The sequence below is a fragment of the Mesorhizobium sp. B2-5-4 genome, from assembly GCF_006441095.1.
Lineage (GTDB): Bacteria > Pseudomonadota > Alphaproteobacteria > Rhizobiales > Rhizobiaceae > Mesorhizobium > Mesorhizobium salmacidum.
Map to the genome: position 1 here is coordinate 73502 of NZ_VFUR01000018.1, position 16841 is coordinate 90342.

Below are 16841 nucleotides of genomic sequence, written 5' to 3' on the forward strand. Positions count from 1 at the left end.
TCAGCCGAACTTCCTCTGCGCGTCGAGCGCCAGGCCAAGCCCGACCGATCCGAACATGTCGCCGTCGATGACGGAAGCCTGCGGCACCAGCGACAGGATTTCCCGCCTTGCCAGCGGGATCGCCGTCGATCCGCCGGTCAGGAACACCGCGGTGATGTTGGACGGCTTGACTCCGGCGTCGCGGATGGTCTGCGCCACCGTTTCGGTGACCCGCTCGATATCCCGGGCGATCGTGGCCTCCAGTCCGTCGCGCGTGATTTCCGCGGCGAAACTCGCGTCCGGCAGCTTCACCGCCACGTCCGCCGATGACCTGTCGGTCAGCTCTATCTTGGCTTTCTCGACCAGCGCCGCCAGCGCGTGCCCGTAGCGGTGCTCGACGATATGGATGAAGCGGTCGACCAGATCGGCGCGCGCGGCCTCGTAGCGGATCTGGCGCAGATGCGTCATCGCCTTGGCGGTGTAGACCAGGTTGATGCGCTGCCATGTGGCGAGATCGATGAAGTAGCTGGCCGGCAGATTGCGTTTGCCGTCCTTGGTCGCGGAGAGATAGCCGAGCTGCGGCATGACATGGGCGATGCTCAGCAGCCGGTCGAAATCGGTGCCGCCGATATGGATGCCGCGGCTGGCCAGGATGTCGTCCTTGCGGTCGATCGATCGCGAGCGCTCCGGCGAGACCCGCACGATCGAGAAGTCCGACGTGCCGCCGCCCATGTCGATGATCAGCGCCAGTTCCTCGCGCGTCACCTTCTGCTCGTAGTCGAGCGCCGCCGCGATCGGCTCGAACTGGAAGGCGATATGCTTGAAGCCCTGGGCACGGGCAGCCTTCTCGAGTTCGCCTTGCGCCTCCGCGTCGGCTTGCGCATCGTCATCGACGAACTGCACCGGGCGGCCGAGCACCACGCTCTCCACCACGCCGCCGGCGTCCGCCTCCAGCCGCGTCCTCAGATGACCGATGAACAGGCCGATAATGTCGATGAAGCCGATCTGGCGCGCCTTGATACGCGTCTTCTCGTGGGCGAGCGAACTGCCGAGCACGCTCTTTAACGAGCGCATCAGGCGGCCTTCGGTGCTGTCGGTGTAATCGCCGATCGCGCGACGGCCGAAATAGGTGTGGCCGTCCTCGAAGTTGAAGAACACCGCACTTGGCAGAGTGGGTTGTTCGCCCTCCAGCGCGACCAGCCGCGCCTTGCCGTTCCGGATCACGCCCACCGTGGAATTGGACGTGCCGAAGTCGATGCCGCCGAATGCCTGATGCATTGCAGCCTCCTGTCATTGTTTCACCGCGGCAAAACAGCGGCGGCGCATCGCGCTGTCATCCGGGACCGCTCTTGCGAATTGTATGTGCGTGTTTGCCCCTGGGCTGGGAGGCGGCGGTTTATCGCATGGCGGGAAAAAGCGGAACCCCTCTTTTCCCGCAACATCAATCTTTGCGGAACACCAGCCGACCGAGCCAGCCCGTCACCATGGCCAGCGATATGGCGAACACGCCATAGAGGAACGAATAGTCGTGGGCGACGCGGAAGATCGATTGTTCGAAGCCTGATTTGCGGATTTCGAGTTGCGCCGAACTCTCCTTCACGAAGAGGCCGCTCTTGAATAGGAACGCGCGCGCCTTGTGCGTGCCGACCGGCACATTAGGCGCCAGCCTGACGGTGGCACGAAACAGGTTCTGCGACAGGAATTGCACGCCGCCGACATTCTCGCTGTAGAGGCCGGCGGCGGCCTTGCGCTCGCGCAGCGCCGCCGTGAACTCCTCGATCGTCGCCGGACTGTCACCGGCATCGGCGGGCTGCATATAGAGGTTGGAGGCGCCGAGCGACAGTTGCTTGTAGCTGTTGGGTTCGGTGATGTCCTGCAACGGCCGCGTCGTCGCCACCGAATAAGACACCGGCACGTTCTCGAAGGTCTCGGAATCCAGATTGACCCAGACGCCCAGCACCCGGTCCTTGCGGCGCACTACCACCGGTTTTGGTGGCCCTTCGAGCACGACGATGACGTCGTAACGGCCCTGGCGTGCCACCAGCGGGTCGGGATTTTCCAGCGAACCGAAAATGGTCAGGTCGGCGCCGGAAAAACCGGCGGTGATCGACACGGTGTCAGTGGAGAGGCCGATCTGGATGCCTTCCGTCAGCGGCGTCTGCGCCCTCGCCGGCGCCGCGGCGGTCAGGGACAGGAGAGCGACGGTTGCGAACGCTTTCAGGCCATTCATCAGTTGAGGCCCGCGCCGGACAGCGAATAAAGGTTGGGCGGCGTGACGAACAGATCGGTTGCGAGCCGGATCGCCACCGCCAGCACCAGCAGCGCCAGCAGGGCTCTCAATTGCTCGCCACGCAGCCGCTGGCCGGCCTTGGCGCCATATTGTGCCCCGGCCACGCCGCCGGCCATCAAGAGGAAGGCCAGCATCACATCGACGGTCTGGTTGGTGGTGGCGTGAACCAGCGTCGTGTAGGCGGAGGTGAAGATGATCTGGAACAGCGAGGTGCCGATGACGACGTTGGTCGGCACTTTCAAGAGATAGATCAGCGCCGGCACCATGATGAAGCCGCCGCCGACGCCCATGATCGACGACAGGAAGCCGATACCGGCGCCAAGCCCGAGCACCGGAATGACGCTGACGAACAGTTTCGACGCGCGGAAGCGCATCTTCAGCGGCAAACGGTGGATCCAGTTGTGCTGGCCGGATTTCTTCAACACCGGTGCCGCCCCGCTGCGCGTGGCGCGCAGCGCGTTGATGCTTTCGACCAGCATCAGCCCGCCGACGGTGCCGAGCAGCACGACGTAGAGCAGCGAGATGAACAGGTCGAGCTGGCCGAGCCTGCGCAGGAAGCCGAACACGTAGATGCCGGCGGTGGACCCGACGATGCCGCCGGCCAGGAGCACGCCGCCGAGCTTGAAGTCGAGCGTGCCTCGCTTCATGTGCGAAAGGACGCCGGAGACGGAAGAAGCGATGACCTGGTTGGCGCCGGTGGCGACCGCGATCGCCGGGGGGATGTTGTAGAAGATCAAGAGCGGTGTGATGAGGAAGCCGCCACCCACCCCGAACATGCCCGACAGAAAGCCCACCGCGGCGCCCATGGCCAGCAGCACGAAGACGTTGACGGAAATTTCCGCGATCGGGAGATAGATGCCCACCCGTCAGTCTCGATCAGTTTGCCTGTCGGCGAATAAAGCCGTTTCGGACAGTATCGCATCGAAAAGCCAATTTTCTCTTGCGACGACGCGGCAGCGGGATCAAATCCCGCCACCGCGCCGAAACAAAAAGACAACTCAATCAGTTAACAGGCAAATATATGGCAAGGGCGTCGTGGAAACGACGCTTCTGCCGTTATTTGCGCGCCAGCAATGCCTTGACCAGTTTCTCGTCGACCGCGCCGGTCGCCGGCAGCTTGTTGGCGGTCTGGAAAGCGATGATGGCGTTCTTGGTCTTCCCGCCCATCACGCCGTCGGCGCCGCCGGCGTCATAGCCGTTCTTGTTGAGGATGAGCTGGATGTTCTTGACCGCCTTCTTCATGTCGATGCCGGCGGTCGTCTGCGGCGTGCCTTCCTGCCAGGATTCAGGAATGTCCACCGAATTGGCTGTCGCGTTGAGCGGCTTGGCCTTCCACAATTCTGTCGCTGCGCGCGCCCGCTCGAGCTGCTCGGGCCGCAGCGCATTGGCGATCTCATCGCGCTTGGCCGCGGCATCCTTGTCACCGGTCTTGGCGACGAGCGCGAACCATTTGTAGGATTCTTCCAGGTTCTGCTTCATGCCGACGCCCTTGGCGGCGAGGATGCCGAGATTGAACTGGCTGTCCTTGACGCCGAGGTCGGCGGCCTCCTGGAACCAGTGCGCGGCCGATTGATTGTCGGTCACGCCATCGGCGGCCATGGCGAACAGCACCGCCAGATTGTGCATGGCGCTGGCGTTGCCCTGCGCGGCGGCGAGCTGGTACCAGGTCTTTGACTTCTTGATGTCGCGCGCGACGCCGATGCCCTTCTCGTAGAAGTTGCCGATGCGGTATTCGGCCGGCGCGAAGCCGAGTTCCGCCGACTTCTCATACCATCTGGCGGCCGCCGCCATGTCTTCCTTGACGCCGCGCGACTCGGCGTAGCGCGAGCCGACCTCGAACAATGCCTTGGCGTCGCCGCCGGCGGCGGCGTCACGCAAGGCGGCCGGGCCCGCATCGGCCGGGATGTCGAATTTGGTCGCGGCAGTCGCTGCCGCCTTGTCCATGGGCGCAACGGCGCCAGTCGTGTCGTTGGCCGTTGCCTCGGTCGCGACTGGCGTAGCAGGGGCCGGTTGGGCATCGGCATCCGTCTGCGTACCGCCGGCGATGGCGGCGGGTGCCGGATCCGTCATGGTAGGAGCAGCGGTCATCGGGGCAACCGGCGCCGGCGCGGCCAAAGCCATCGCGTCGGGAGCGGCTGTGCTCGGGCCGGAAGCCACGGCCGACGCGACCGGCGCCGGAGCGGGCCTGGCGGCGGATGCGGTATCCGGCATCGCGTCCGTATCGGACGGCATGGCCATGACGGTCTGCGCCGTCATGTCGTCCTTGCTTGCCGGCGCGGATTGTTCGGCCTGCCTGACGGCAGGGGCCGGCGCGCTGTCTGTCGCCGCCGGCTGGACTTCGGTCTTCGGCCGGCTGGCGGTATCGACAGATGCCGTCTTCACCGGCTGCGAGGCGACAATCGGGGCCGTGTCGTTATTTGCCACCTGGGCGGCGGGATCCGAAAGAAACGCCTTGCCGAGCTGCAGGCCGGCAAGCGCCAGCATGATCGCTGCCGCAGCCATCAGGATCGGCTTGCGCCGCGCCTTGAGCAGGTCGCCTATCCTGAGCGCCTTGACCGGGCCTTTCATCGTCGACTGGCGCTTCAGGGCGTCGGCTTCGGCCGCGGCCGCCTGCGCTGCGCGCCGGGCAGCGGCGATGAAATCCGATTTCGCCGCGTCGCTGTCGCCGGGCTTTGCCGGTTGTCCGCGCTCGTCGCGCACGCGCTTCATGATGGCATTGAGGTCGGGCGCGCCGGAGCCGGGCTCCAGCGGGCGGTTGGCGACTTTCGGGTCGAGCGGCTCGTCGAGATCGACACTCGGGATATCGGCGCTCGGCGCCGAGCCGGCCAGCGGCGGAACATCCGCCGCCTTCTTGCCCTTGAAGGCGCGCGCCAGGCCGCCGAACATCGACTTGCGGCCAGCAGGCTGGCCCTCTCCGGCGGTGGCGTCGGAACCGAGTGCGGCCATCGCGGCGGCGGCTGCTGCTTCCGCGGGCGAGCGCGCGCCCGGCCGGGCAGACAAGCCCGTTTCAACGTGCGGTGCCGGCTCGCCGGGCTCGGCGCGCAATATGGCCGCGGCACGCGCGTCCAGATCGGCCATGCCGGTCAGCGGCTGCGGCTCGTCCATCGTCATCGACGGTGCATTTACGGCCATCTTGGGCCGCCGCGCGCCCCGCCAACCACTCGGTTCGGTCGGAGCCGCGTCGAGGAGTTCGCTTACCGCTTCGGACGGGTCGCTGGTTTCCAGCGAACCCAGCCTGTCGACGATCTTGAGCAGTGTATCGTGAATGGCCTCGAAGGTGCGCGAATTGCGCTCGTCGGAACGCCGCGTCAATGTCTCCAGCGTCTTCAGGTCCTGGGCGAGGCCAGAGACCGCGGCTGTATTGGTGCTCGTTCCGGCCAGCGAGCGCACCGCGTTCTCAGCCGCCTCGCGTGCGGCACCGAGGATGGAATCGCGGGTCCCAGCCAGCGCTTTTTCGATTTCGTTGAGCCGCGGGCTGATGTCCTCGAAATCCGGCAGCGGCGTGCTCGGCTTGGAAAGATGCGCAGACAGGCCGGCGACCTGCGCCTCCAGGCTGCGGATCAGCGCCGGATCAATGCCGGCGACTTGGGCCGCCGAAGCGTCCAGGCGGCTTGAAATATCCTCGAGCCTGCTTTCCAGCCCGCGGATCGCCGCCTCGCCGGCGGGATCGGGAGCGCGCGTTTCCATGCGCTTGGCCAGTGCGGTGAAGCGGGCGTCGATGGCGTCCATGATGCCGGCGCTGTCGACCTGCGCCATGCTGCGCTGATCCAGCCGGTCGGCAACCTCGTCCAGCCGGCGCTCGAGATCGCGAAACAGCATGTTGCCCTGTTCGATGGCGTCGCCCTGGCGACGCTCCATCATGCCGGACAGCACGTCGAAACGCTGCTCAAGCCCCTGGAAGATGTAGTCGGCGTCGGGCATGGCCGGCGCCTGATCGATCTTGTCGGCGATCAGCGCGATCTGCTTTGCGAGCCGTTCCATCGCCTGCTCGGGCAGGTTGGCGCGGCCGGCGAGGTCATCGACCCGGCTCGACAGCGTGTTCAACCGGTCGACCACGACATTGCCGGGACGGTCCTGCGCCACTTCCTCGATCTGCTGGGCGAGCGAGTCGATCCGCTTCTCGATGCGCTCGAAGGCTTCGTGGTCGATTGAATTCGCCTGTGCGGCGACTGTCGAGGCTACGATGGCGCGGGAAATCTCGTCCAGCCGCTCGTCGATCACGGCCAGCGTGCCGCCGCCGCGATTGTCCTGCTGGTTGGCGAAATGGTCGACCGCCCCAGCCAGTGTGCGGACCTTTTCCTCCAGCGAACGCAGCGACAGCGATTCCGGCAGGTTGTTGACGGCGTTGCTGATCTGCTCCAGCCGATCGGTCAGGGCCGCAAGGGCGGGATCGTCGGAGCGCTTGCGCTGATCGGCGTCGACGCGGTCCTCGAAGGCAGTCCAGCGGCGATCGAAATCGTCCCAGCGGCGGTCGACCTTCTGCACGCTCTCCTCGCGCGCCAGCGTGTCGAGCGCGGCCTTGACCTGCTCGAGTTCCAGTCGCAGCAGGTTGACGCTCCTGTCGTCACTCTTCTCCGACAGCGATTTGATGGCGCCGGACAGCCGCTCGAATTCCACGCCGAGTTCGGCGCTGCCCTTGCCCGTCGCGCCGGGCTTGGCGTTCGCCTGGAAGGCGCGGTCGATGTCCTTGCGCAGCGCGTCGAATTCGCGCTGCAGGCCTGAAGTCACCTGGTGGCGCAGTTCCTCGCGCATGCCGCGCAGCTCGCCCGCGATCTTGCCGACCATGGCGACGCTGTCTTCCTGGCCGCGCACGCGGTCGATGTCGCGCGCGATTGCCTGGTAATTCTGGTCGAAGGCAGGCGAGGGCGCCGGGTTGTGCGCACGCGGCGCCGGCTGCGGATCCTCATACCAGCGCTGCTGGGCCGTCGGCTGCGCGGCGGGATAACGCGGTTCCGCGGCGGGGTAACGCGGGTCGGCGCCATATTGGCGAGGAACGGGCCGTGCCGTCGCGTCCTCACGCGTCTGTCCCAGGCGCTGTTCCAGGGTCTCCAGCGAGCGGTTCAGCTGCTCGAGCGTTGTCTGCGGCTTGCGCTGCCTGCCGGCATTGAGTGTATCGAGATAGGACCGCTTGCTGTTCATCGGTGCGTCCGTCTTTCAGATTGGCCGGCTTGCGACCAGCTCCCCAAGTCCCTGCCGGAACGAGGCGACCGCGCTTCCATGCCACGGTGGAAGACAAGCTTCCCGGGTTTCACCCGCGCTCCGAAAAACCGTGAAAATTCGATACAGGATAACCACGGATAGCCGACACGCGCACATTTCGCCCAACGTGGTAAACAACGCGTTAACCAAGCTTAAGAAGTTGCAAGGAAGTTGGCTGTCGCGATTTCCGGTGCGGCATAAGGCACCGTTCTCAGAACGCCCTTGCGTCATGAGGCGGCTATCGGTATAGAATTGACGTAAACGTAAATGGCGCATCAACTGTGCTGTTTTGCGATTTGTTTGTTGAAACCACGGCTGGAAGCACGCCCCCGCTTCCAGTCAGGCGACGCATGGTCCGGGACCGCGACGCCACCAGACGGGGAAGCCAGTGACCATGAAACTTATCTCGGCCGGCGAGACCGCGGCCAATACCAATAATGCATCCGTCGAAGTCGGCGAGGATCTCTCCCGCATCGGCGAAATGGCCAAAAAGTACGGCGTGACGCTGCGCACGCTGCGCTTCTACGAAGACAAAGGCCTGCTCCACCCGCAGCGCGACGGTTCGACCCGTCTCTATACGCGCCGCGACAAGGCCAGGCTGAAGCTGATCCTGCTCGGCCGAAAGGTTGGGTTCTCGCTGCGCGACGTCAAGCAGATGATGGACCTCTACGATCCGACCGGTTCCAACACCAAGCAGTTGCGGTTGGCGCTGGACAAGTCGGAGAAGCAGCTCGCTCGCCTGCAGAAGCAGCGGGCACTGATCGACGACGCCATCAATGAGCTCGGCGGCTCGATGTCGGCGGTGCGCCAGATGTTGGCCGAGCGTTCGACGCCGCACGCGAGCGTCGCCAGCTAAGCCACTCTCCGACACTGTCGGACCTTCACCATCAAAGCCGCGTGGCCATGCTGCGCGGCTTTTCGCTGTCATGGCCTGCTGTTTCGCGCTGGCTTGCGCAATGCCGCAAACGCTAGTCTAGTTTCACGCGCGTGGCGACGGAATCTTGTCGCATCGAAAATATTGACGTTTACGCAAACGTCAATATTTGCTATTGCCACTTCGACATTGGCCCGCTTGCCGCGCACGGCTTGATTTCGGGGCCTTTATCCGCATGGTGGAGGAAAGCATGCCGATCTACAGGGCCCCGGTCCAGGACACGCTGTTCGTGCTCAACGAGGTGCTGGGCTATCAGCGCTATTCGAACCTTGCCGGATTCGCCGACGCAACGCCCGACATACTGGAGGCAATTCTCGCCGAAGGGGCCAAGCTCGCCGAGAACGTCATGCATCCGCTCAACCGTGTCGGCGACATGGAAGGCTGCGTGCGCCACGACGACGGCTCGGTGACCACGCCCAGGGGCTTCAAGGAAGCGTTCGACCAGTATCGCGAAGGCGGCTGGATGGGTCTGGCGGCTCCGGTCGAGTTCGGCGGCCAGGGCCTGCCCTATGCCGTGCACACGGCGGTGGCCGAATACATGGTGTCGGCCAACATGTCGTTGATGATGTATCCCGGCCTGACCCAGGGTGCGATCGCGGCCATCATCACCCACGGCACCGACGAGCAGAAGGCCACCTGGCTGCCCAGGATGGTCGAGGGCACCTGGACCGGCACCATGAACCTGACCGAGCCGCATTGCGGCACCGATCTCGGCTTGCTGCGCACCAAGGCAGTGCCGAACGGCGATGGCACCTACAAGATTTCAGGCCAGAAGATTTTCATCTCGGCCGGTGAGCACGACATGTCGGACAACATCGTCCATCTGGTGCTGGCCCGTATCGAAGGCGCCCCCGAAGGCGTCAAGGGAATCTCGCTGTTCATCGTGCCGAAGTTCAAGCTCGATGCGTCGGGCAATCCGGGGACAAGGAACACCGTTTCCTGCGGTTCCATCGAGGAGAAGATGGGCATCCACGGCAATTCGACCTGCGTCATGAACTATGACGGGGCTGAAGGCACGCTGCTGGGCGAGGCCAATGGCGGCCTGAAGGCGATGTTCACGATGATGAACGAGGCGCGGCTCGGCGTCGGCCTGCAGGGGCTGTCGCTGTCGGAGATCGCCTACCAGAACGCCGTCGCCTACGCCAAGGACCGTTTGCAGGGCCGCTCGCTGTCGGGCCCTAAGTCGCCGGAGAAGAAGGCCGACCCGATCATCGTCCATCCCGACATCCGCCGCTCGCTGATGACCATGAAGGCTTTCAACGAGGCCGGCCGCGCGCTGGCGCTGTGGACGGCGATCAAGTCCGACATCGCGCACCGCTCCGCCGACGACAAGGACCGCCAGGCGGCCGACGACTACACCGGCCTGATGACGCCGGTGGTCAAGGGCGTGCTGACCGACAAGGGGTTCGACCACGCCGTGATGGCGCAGCAGGTGTTCGGCGGCCACGGCTACATCGAAGAGCACGGCATGAGCCAGTTCGTGCGCGATGCCCGCATTGCCATGATCTATGAAGGCGCCAATGGCATCCAGGCGCTCGACCTCGTCGGCCGCAAGCTCGGCTTGAACGGCGGCTGCGCCATACAGGCCTTCTTCAAGGAGGTCGGCGAATTCTGCGAGGAAAACCGCGCGGACGAGAAGATGGCGCCGTTTACCAAGGGTCTGAAGAAGGGCCTCAACGATTTGCAGGCGGCGACCATGTGGCTGCTGCAGAACGGCATGGCCAAGCCCGACAATGCCGGTGCGGCCTCGACCGACTACATGCATCTCTTCGGCCTCGTGGCGCTGGGTTACATGTGGGCGCGGATGGCCAAGGCGGCACAGGGCAAGACAGGCGCCAACGGTTCCCACTCTTTCCTTGAAAACAAGGGGGCGTTCTATGACAACAAGGTCGTGACGGCGCGCTTCTTCATGGAACGGATCATGCCGGAGACCTCGGCCCACCTCGCCCGTATTTCTAGTGGCGCCGATACGCTGATGGCCCTGCCGGCGGAAGCGTTCTAAACTCAACCTCGCTGGCCTGTCTGTCTGTCGATACGCGGAGGAAATCGTGGCGACAAATCCCGCCGAAGTGCTCTCTTTGCCGAAGCCAGCCTGGGCGGCCGACGAGGTCGGCATGCTCTACGACATGGCTATCCGTTTCATGTCGGAGGAGATCGCACCGCGCTACGACGAGTTCGAAAAGAACGAGATGGTCGACCGCGAAAGCTGGCTGAAGGCAGGTTCCGCCGGCCTGCTCTGCGCCTCGATGCCGGAGGAATATGGCGGCTCGGGCGGCACCTTCGCGCATGAGAGCGCCATCATCGAGGCGATCGGCCATGTCGGCGTCGATGGTTTCGGCATCGGCCTGCACAATTCGATCGTCGCCCCTTACATCCTCCATTACGGTTCGGAGGAGCAGAAGAAGAAATGGCTGCCCAAGCTCGCCACCGGCGAACTGATCGGTGCCATTGCCATGACCGAGCCTGGCGCTGGTTCCGACCTGCAGGGTGTCAAGACGCGTGCCGAGAAGTACGGCAACCAATACAAGATCAACGGCTCCAAGACCTTCATCACCAACGGCCAGCTGGCGAACTTCATCATCGTCGTCACCAAGACCGATCCGGAGAAGGGCGCCAAGGGCACCTCGCTGATCGTTATTGAGACCGATGAGGTCGAAGGCTTCCAGCGCGGCCGCAACCTCGACAAGATCGGGCTGAAGGCCAACGACACGTCGGAGCTGTTCTTCAACGACGTGCGTGTGCCGACCTCCAACCTGCTCGGCCATGAAGAGGGACAGGGCTTCGTCCAGCTGATGCAGCAATTGCCGCAGGAGCGGCTGCAGATCGGCACCGGGGCGATCGCCATGATCGAGCGGGCGCTGGCGCTGACCATCGACTACGTCAAGGAGCGCAGGGCCTTCGGCAAGGCGATCATCGACTTCCAGAACACCCAGTTCAAGCTGGCTGAATTGAAGACAGAGGCCACCATCGGCCGCGTCTTCTACAATGACTGCGTCACCCGCCACATCAATGGCGGGCTGGATCCGGTAACGGCCTCGATGGCCAAGTACTGGCTCTCCGACCTGCAGGGTAAAGTCGTCGACGAATGCCTTCAATTGCACGGCGGCTATGGCTACATGAATGAATATCCGATCGCCCGCATGTTCCGCGACGCCCGCGTCCAGCGCATCTACGGCGGCACCAACGAGATCATGAAATTGCTGATCGGACGCTCGCTCTGAGCAGCTCTCTTCAGCGAACCCAAGGAGCATGAAAATGGCCGAAGCTTATGTCTATGACGCCGTTCGCACGCCGCGCGGCAAGGGCAAGAAGGACGGATCGCTGCACGAGGTGCCGGCGGTGCGGCTCGCCGCCAGGACGCTCGAGGCACTGCGCGACCGCAACGGGCTGGACACCGGCACGGTCGACGACATCATCTTCGGCTGCGTCGACCCGGTCGGCGAGGCGGGCTCCGTCATTCCCCGTGCCGCCGCTTTCGAGGCCGGCTACGACACCAAGGCACCCGGCATGCAGATCTCGCGCTTCTGCGCCTCCGGATTGGACGCCATCAATTTCGGCGCCGCCAAGATCGCGCAGGGCGCCGATGAAATCGTCATCGCCGGCGGCGTCGAATCGATGTCGCGCGTCGGCATGGGCATGTCCGGCGGCGCCTGGTTCATGGATCCTTCGGTCGGCCTGCCCGGCTGGTTCGTGCCGCAAGGCATTTCGGCCGACCTGATAGCCACCAAATACGGCTTCTCGCGCGACGACGTCGACGCCTACGCGGTCGAGAGCCAGAAGCGCGCCGCAAGATCCTGGGCCGATGGCCGCTTCAAGAACTCGGTCATACCGATCAAGGACCAGAATGGACTGACCATTCTCGACCATGACGAGCATATGCGGCCGTCGACCGACATGCAGTCGCTCGCCTCGCTCAATCCGTCCTTTGTCATGCCCGGCGAAATGGGCGGCTTCGACGCGGTGGCGGTGCAGAAGCATCCCGAGGTCGAGGAGGTCAACCACGTCCATCACGCCGGCAACTCGTCCGGCATTGTCGATGGCGCGGCGGCCGTGCTGCTTGGCTCGAAGAAGGCCGGTAAGGCGATGGGCCTCAAGCCCCGCGCCCGCATCCGCACCTTCGCCAACATCGGCTCCGAACCGGTGCTGATGCTGACCGGCCCGGTCGACGTCACCGAGAAACTGTTGAGGCGTGCCAAGATGAAGCTGTCGGACATCGACCTGTTCGAGCTCAACGAGGCCTTCGCCTCGGTGGTGCTGCGCTACATGCAGGCTTTCGAGATCCCGCACGACAAGATCAACGTCAATGGCGGCGCCATCGCCATGGGCCATCCGCTCGGGGCCACCGGCGCGATGATCTTCGGCACGGTGCTGGACGAACTCGAGCGCCGCGACTTGAACACCGCGCTGGTGACACTGTGCATCGGTGCCGGCATGGGTACCGCAACCATCATCGAACGCGTCTGACGGGGAGAGAACGATGAGCTACGCCAATTTCACCCTCGACATCGACGCCGATGGCATCGCGCTGGTCACCTGGAACAGCCCGGACCGCTCGATGAACGTCTTCACCGAAGAGGTGATGCGCGAGTTGAACGCCATCGTGGACAAGGTGGCCGGCGATGCCGCCATCAAAGGCGCGGTGATCACCTCCGGCAAGGACACTTTCTCCGGTGGCGCCGACATCACCTTGCTGCAGAGGATGCTGACCAGCTTCGCCACTGACAAGGTCAGGGATGTCGAGAAGGCGACCAGGGCGCTGTTCGACAATGCCGGCATCATGACCGGCCTGTTCCGCAAGCTGGAAACCTGCGGCAAGCCATGGGTCTCGGCGATCAACGGCACATGCATGGGCGGCGCCTTCGAAATGTCGCTCGCCTGCCATGGCCGCGTCGCCGCCGACTCCGACAAGGTCAAGATGGCGCTCCCCGAGGTCAAGATCGGCATCTTCCCCGGTGCCGGCGGCACCCAGCGCGTGCCGCGGCTGACCGACCAGCAACAGGCGTTGCAGATGCTGACCTCCGGCCAGACCCTGTCGCCGCAGAAGGCGAAGGCGATGGGCCTGATCCACGAGATCGCCGAACCGGCGAAGCTGATCGAGACCGCGAAGGCGATGATCAGGAACGGCCTCAAGCCGGTGGCGCCGTGGGACGAGAAGGGTTTCAAGCTGCCCGGCGGGCCGATCTATTCGGCGGCCGGCGCCAATCTGTGGCCGCCGGCCATCGCCATCCTGCGCCGCGAGACCCATGGCAATTACCCGGCCGCCGCCGCGATCCTGAAATGCGTCTATGAGGGCCTGCTGGTGCCCTTCGACACCGCGCTCAGGATCGAGCAGCGCTATTTCACCGAGATCATGCAGAGCAAGGAGGCGGCGGCGATGATCCGCTCGCTGTTCGTGTCGCTGCAGGAGCTGAACAAGGGCGCGCGCCGCCCGGCCGGCGTGCCGGACACCAGGTTCAAGAAGATCGGTATCCTCGGCGCCGGCTTCATGGGCGCCGGCATCGCCTATGTCACCGCCAAGGCCGGCATTCCGGTGGTGCTGCTCGACCGGGATATGGAGGCGGCCGCAAAGGGCAAGGCGCATTCCGACAGCCTGATCTCGGATCAGGTCAAGAAGGGTCGCGCCAGGCCCGAGGAGAAGGACAAGCTCCTGTCGCTGATCACGCCGACGGCAGACTATGCAGACCTCGCCGGCTGCGATCTCGTGGTGGAAGCCGTGTTCGAGGATTCCGCCGTCAAGAAGAACGCCACCGAACAGGCGGAGGCCGTGCTGAAGTCGTCGGCGATCTTTGCCTCCAACACCTCGACCATTCCGATCACCGGCCTCGCCAGGAATTCGGCGCGGCCGAAGAATTTCATCGGCATCCACTTCTTCTCACCGGTCGACAAGATGATGCTGGTCGAGATCATCCTCGGCAAGAAGACCGGCGACAAGGCGCTGGCGACCGCGATCGACTTCGTGCGCGCCATCAAGAAGACGCCGATCGTCGTCAACGACACGCGCGGCTTCTATGTCAACCGCTGCGTGCTGCGCTACATGTCGGAAGCCTACAAGATGCTGATCGAAGGCGTGCCCGCGCCGATGATCGAGAATGCGGCGAAGGCCGCCGGCATGCCGGTCGGTCCCTTGGCGCTGACCGATGAGACGGCCATCGACCTCGCCCAGAAGATCATGAAGCAGACCATCAGGGATCTCGGCGACAAGGCCGTCGACCCCAGGCAGATGGCGCTGATCAACACCATGGTCGACGACCACGGCCGCTTCGGCCGCAAGAACGGCAAGGGTTTTTACGACTATCCGGCCAAGCCCGCGAAGAAGAAGCTGTGGCCGGGGTTGAAGGACCTCTATCCGCAGCTCGCGGCCGAGAAGGTCGACTATGAGGAGCTGCAGCAGCGCCTGCTGGTCACCATCGCGCTCGAAGCGGCACGCGTGATGGAAGAGGGTATCGTCACCGACCCGCGCGAGGCCGATGTCGGCTCGATCCTGGCCTTCGGCTTCGCACCCTATACCGGTGGCGCGCTGTCCTACATTGACGGGATCGGCACCAAGCAATTCCTCAAGATCGCCAAGGGCCTGCAGAAGAAGTATGGCGCCGAGTTCAAGGCGCCCAAGCTGCTCATCGACATGGCCGAGAAAGGTAAGACCTTCTACGAACGCTTCGATCCCCATGCGAAGGGCGATGTGAAGCAGGCAGCCTGACTTAGCGTCATGTACGTCTGGGCGCGCATGGCGCGCATGCTGGCCACGGCGCGCAGGCGTGGTCCCTATCTCATGGGCGGCGAAGGCCGGCTGGCCTTTCGCTGCCTGCCGACCGACATCGACTTCAACATCCATCTCAACAATGCGCGCTACATGATGTTGGCCGACCTTGGCCGCATCGATCTGTTTGTCCGTGCCGGCCTCATTACGCTGGCGAGGAAGAATGGCTGGGCGCCGATGATGGGCGGGTTGCAGGCCGTCTACGCCCGCGAGATACAGCTGTGGCGCCGCTTCGAAGTGGTGTCCTCGATCGAGACCTGGGAAGGCACCCAGGTCATCGGCAAGCACCGCTTCGTCCTCGACGATGGCGAGACGGCCGCCCTGATCCTGACGACGGCCGGCGTCTATGACCGCCAGGCACGCCGCTTCCTCGACATTGACGAGGTTGTCGCCGCACTTGGCCGTGCGGTGAACCCGCGGCCACCGACAGAGGCGGAACGGATTTTCATGACGTCGCACCAGGGACTGCGCGGCCTGGCCAAATCGTCCGGCTGATCAACCCGTCGGCGGGCAGGGTTCGATCGACTTTCCCAAGCCAGGCGCGGATGGTACATTAGGTATCGCTAACATGGAGTTGGCGGAGGATTAATCATCATGCGTATGATGCTGAGAGTTTCCATCCCGGCCGAGGAAGGCAACAAGGCGATCAAGGACGGCAGCATGGGCAAGTTCATCGAGCACACTCTGTCCGATCTCAAGCCGGAGGCTGCTTACTTTACCGCTGACGGTGGTTGGCGGACGGCCTACCTTTTCCTAGAGGTAAAGGACAGTTCGGATATGCCCTATGTCGCCGAGCGGTTCTTCTTCGCCTTCAATGCCACCGTCGATTTGATCCCGGTGATGAACGTCGACGAGCTCAAGAAGGGTTTGCCGAGGGCGATGGCGGCATTGGCCGGATAGCGGCTTCGGCCATGACACTGTGCCGTCGTTTCGGCACACAGCTTTGTTCGTGATCCACCGGCCGCGCTGGTGGACAACGCAGCGGTTGCGCGTTAGACAGGAAGAGGCATTTTTTCCTGTTTCGAAGGAGAGCACGTCATGCTCTCGCACGACCGCGTCTGGGCTGCCATCGATGCTCTTGCCGAGCGCTATTCGCTTTCGGCTTCGGGTCTGGCAAGGCGCGCGGGACTTGATTCGACCGCCTTCAACAAATCGAAACGCCTCTCGTCCGACGGGCGGCCGCGCTGGCCTTCGACCGAATCGCTGGCCAAGATCATCGAGGCCACGGGCGCTTCGCTGGACGAATTCACAGGACTGATCGAAGGCCGGGGCGCATCGCCCGCCAGCCGGCGCGCCGTGCCGTTGCTCGGCTTTGCCCAGGCAGGCGCTGGCGGCTTCTTCGACGATGCCGGCTTTCCCGCCGGGCAGGGCTGGGATCTCGTCGAATTGCCAGCGCAATCGACCGAGAGTTCCTATGCGCTGCAGGTGCAGGGGGATTCCATGCTGCCGCTCTACCGCAACGGCGACGTGCTCATCGTCGAGCCGGGCGCCGCCACCCGCAAGGGCGATCGCGTCGTCGTCAAGACCACATCAGGCGAGGTGATGGCCAAGGTGCTCGAGCGCCAGACCGTCAAGTCGATCGCGCTGGTCTCGCTCAATCCGGAGCATCCGGATCGCGACATCCCCATGCGCGAGGTCGAATGGGTGGCGCGGATCGTCTGGGCAAGCCAATAGGTGCAGCG

At 64.2% G+C, this 16841-nt stretch carries 12 protein-coding genes; 8 read left to right on the top strand and 4 right to left on the bottom strand.

Translation table 11 applies throughout. The annotated features are described in order from the left end of the window. From FJ492_RS21565 to FJ492_RS21580, 4 genes are all read right to left on the bottom strand, one after another. Positions 1-1257 carry an Hsp70 family protein gene (locus FJ492_RS21565; RefSeq protein WP_140772156.1) on the bottom strand — a complete coding sequence of 419 codons (1257 nt, stop codon included), beginning with the start codon at positions 1255-1257 and terminating at the stop codon, positions 1-3. Positions 1258-1420: 163 nt separating this feature from the next. Beyond that, a complete protein-coding gene (locus tag FJ492_RS21570; protein WP_140772160.1) occupies positions 1421-2209 on the bottom strand; it encodes a TIGR02186 family protein in 789 nt (262 codons plus the stop codon). Then, the gene (locus FJ492_RS21575; protein WP_027141986.1) at positions 2209-3132 is read right to left on the bottom strand and encodes a sulfite exporter TauE/SafE family protein; all 924 of its coding nucleotides are present in this window, start codon (positions 3130-3132) and stop codon (positions 2209-2211) included. Before FJ492_RS21575 ends, FJ492_RS21570 begins: the two co-directional genes overlap by 1 nt. A 193-nt stretch (positions 3133-3325) precedes the next feature. Further along, positions 3326-7408 (bottom strand): peptidoglycan-binding protein, encoded by a 4083-nt coding sequence (locus tag FJ492_RS21580; RefSeq protein WP_140772163.1) that lies wholly within the window; start codon positions 7406-7408, stop codon positions 3326-3328. A 454-nt stretch (positions 7409-7862) separates the two neighbouring features. Here FJ492_RS21580 and FJ492_RS21585 point away from each other — a divergent pair, with 454 nt between their 5' ends. The 8 genes from FJ492_RS21585 (at position 7863) to FJ492_RS21620 (ending at position 16833) form a co-directional block, all read left to right on the top strand. Next, positions 7863-8324, top strand: a complete 462-nt coding sequence (locus tag FJ492_RS21585) for a MerR family DNA-binding transcriptional regulator (protein ID WP_140772191.1) — start codon at positions 7863-7865, stop codon at positions 8322-8324. Positions 8325-8592: 268 nt separating this feature from the next. Beyond that, on the top strand, positions 8593-10404 hold the full coding sequence (locus FJ492_RS21590) for an acyl-CoA dehydrogenase (protein WP_140772165.1): 1812 nt from the start codon (positions 8593-8595) through the stop codon (positions 10402-10404). 46 nt (positions 10405-10450) lie between these two features. Beyond that, positions 10451-11623, top strand: a complete 1173-nt coding sequence (locus FJ492_RS21595; RefSeq protein WP_140772168.1) for an acyl-CoA dehydrogenase family protein — start codon at positions 10451-10453, stop codon at positions 11621-11623. 34 nt (positions 11624-11657) lie between these two features. Further along, complete coding sequence (locus tag FJ492_RS21600; RefSeq protein ID WP_140507584.1) at positions 11658-12866, top strand: acetyl-CoA C-acetyltransferase; 1209 nt, start codon at positions 11658-11660, stop codon at positions 12864-12866. A gap of 13 nt (positions 12867-12879) precedes the next feature. Beyond that, positions 12880-15099, top strand: coding sequence for a 3-hydroxyacyl-CoA dehydrogenase NAD-binding domain-containing protein (locus FJ492_RS21605; protein ID WP_140772170.1), 2220 nt, complete (start codon positions 12880-12882; stop codon positions 15097-15099). Between the two features lie 9 nt (positions 15100-15108). Continuing rightward, positions 15109-15654, top strand: a complete 546-nt coding sequence (locus FJ492_RS21610; protein ID WP_140772172.1) for a thioesterase family protein — start codon at positions 15109-15111, stop codon at positions 15652-15654. 99 nt (positions 15655-15753) lie between these two features. Next, a complete protein-coding gene (locus FJ492_RS21615; RefSeq protein ID WP_140507581.1) occupies positions 15754-16059 on the top strand; it encodes a hypothetical protein in 306 nt (101 codons plus the stop codon). Positions 16060-16197: 138 nt separating this feature from the next. Further along, positions 16198-16833: a helix-turn-helix transcriptional regulator gene (locus FJ492_RS21620; protein ID WP_023772997.1), complete on the top strand. Its 636-nt coding sequence runs from the start codon at positions 16198-16200 to the stop codon at positions 16831-16833. Positions 16834-16841 lie beyond the last annotated feature (8 nt).

Coding starts and splice junctions, on each gene's coding strand:
- FJ492_RS21565 (WP_140772156.1), bottom strand. CDS start 1,257: ATGCATCAGGCATTCGGCGGCATCGACTTCGGCACGTCCAATTCCACG.
- FJ492_RS21585 (WP_140772191.1), top strand. CDS start 7,863: ATGAAACTTATCTCGGCCGGCGAGACCGCGGCCAATACCAATAATGCA.
- FJ492_RS21580 (WP_140772163.1), bottom strand. CDS start 7,408: ATGAACAGCAAGCGGTCCTATCTCGATACACTCAATGCCGGCAGGCAG.
- FJ492_RS21600 (WP_140507584.1), top strand. CDS start 11,658: ATGGCCGAAGCTTATGTCTATGACGCCGTTCGCACGCCGCGCGGCAAG.
- FJ492_RS21615 (WP_140507581.1), top strand. CDS start 15,754: ATGCGTATGATGCTGAGAGTTTCCATCCCGGCCGAGGAAGGCAACAAG.
- FJ492_RS21605 (WP_140772170.1), top strand. CDS start 12,880: ATGAGCTACGCCAATTTCACCCTCGACATCGACGCCGATGGCATCGCG.
- FJ492_RS21590 (WP_140772165.1), top strand. CDS start 8,593: ATGCCGATCTACAGGGCCCCGGTCCAGGACACGCTGTTCGTGCTCAAC.
- FJ492_RS21620 (WP_023772997.1), top strand. CDS start 16,198: ATGCTCTCGCACGACCGCGTCTGGGCTGCCATCGATGCTCTTGCCGAG.
- FJ492_RS21610 (WP_140772172.1), top strand. CDS start 15,109: ATGTACGTCTGGGCGCGCATGGCGCGCATGCTGGCCACGGCGCGCAGG.
- FJ492_RS21570 (WP_140772160.1), bottom strand. CDS start 2,209: ATGAATGGCCTGAAAGCGTTCGCAACCGTCGCTCTCCTGTCCCTGACC.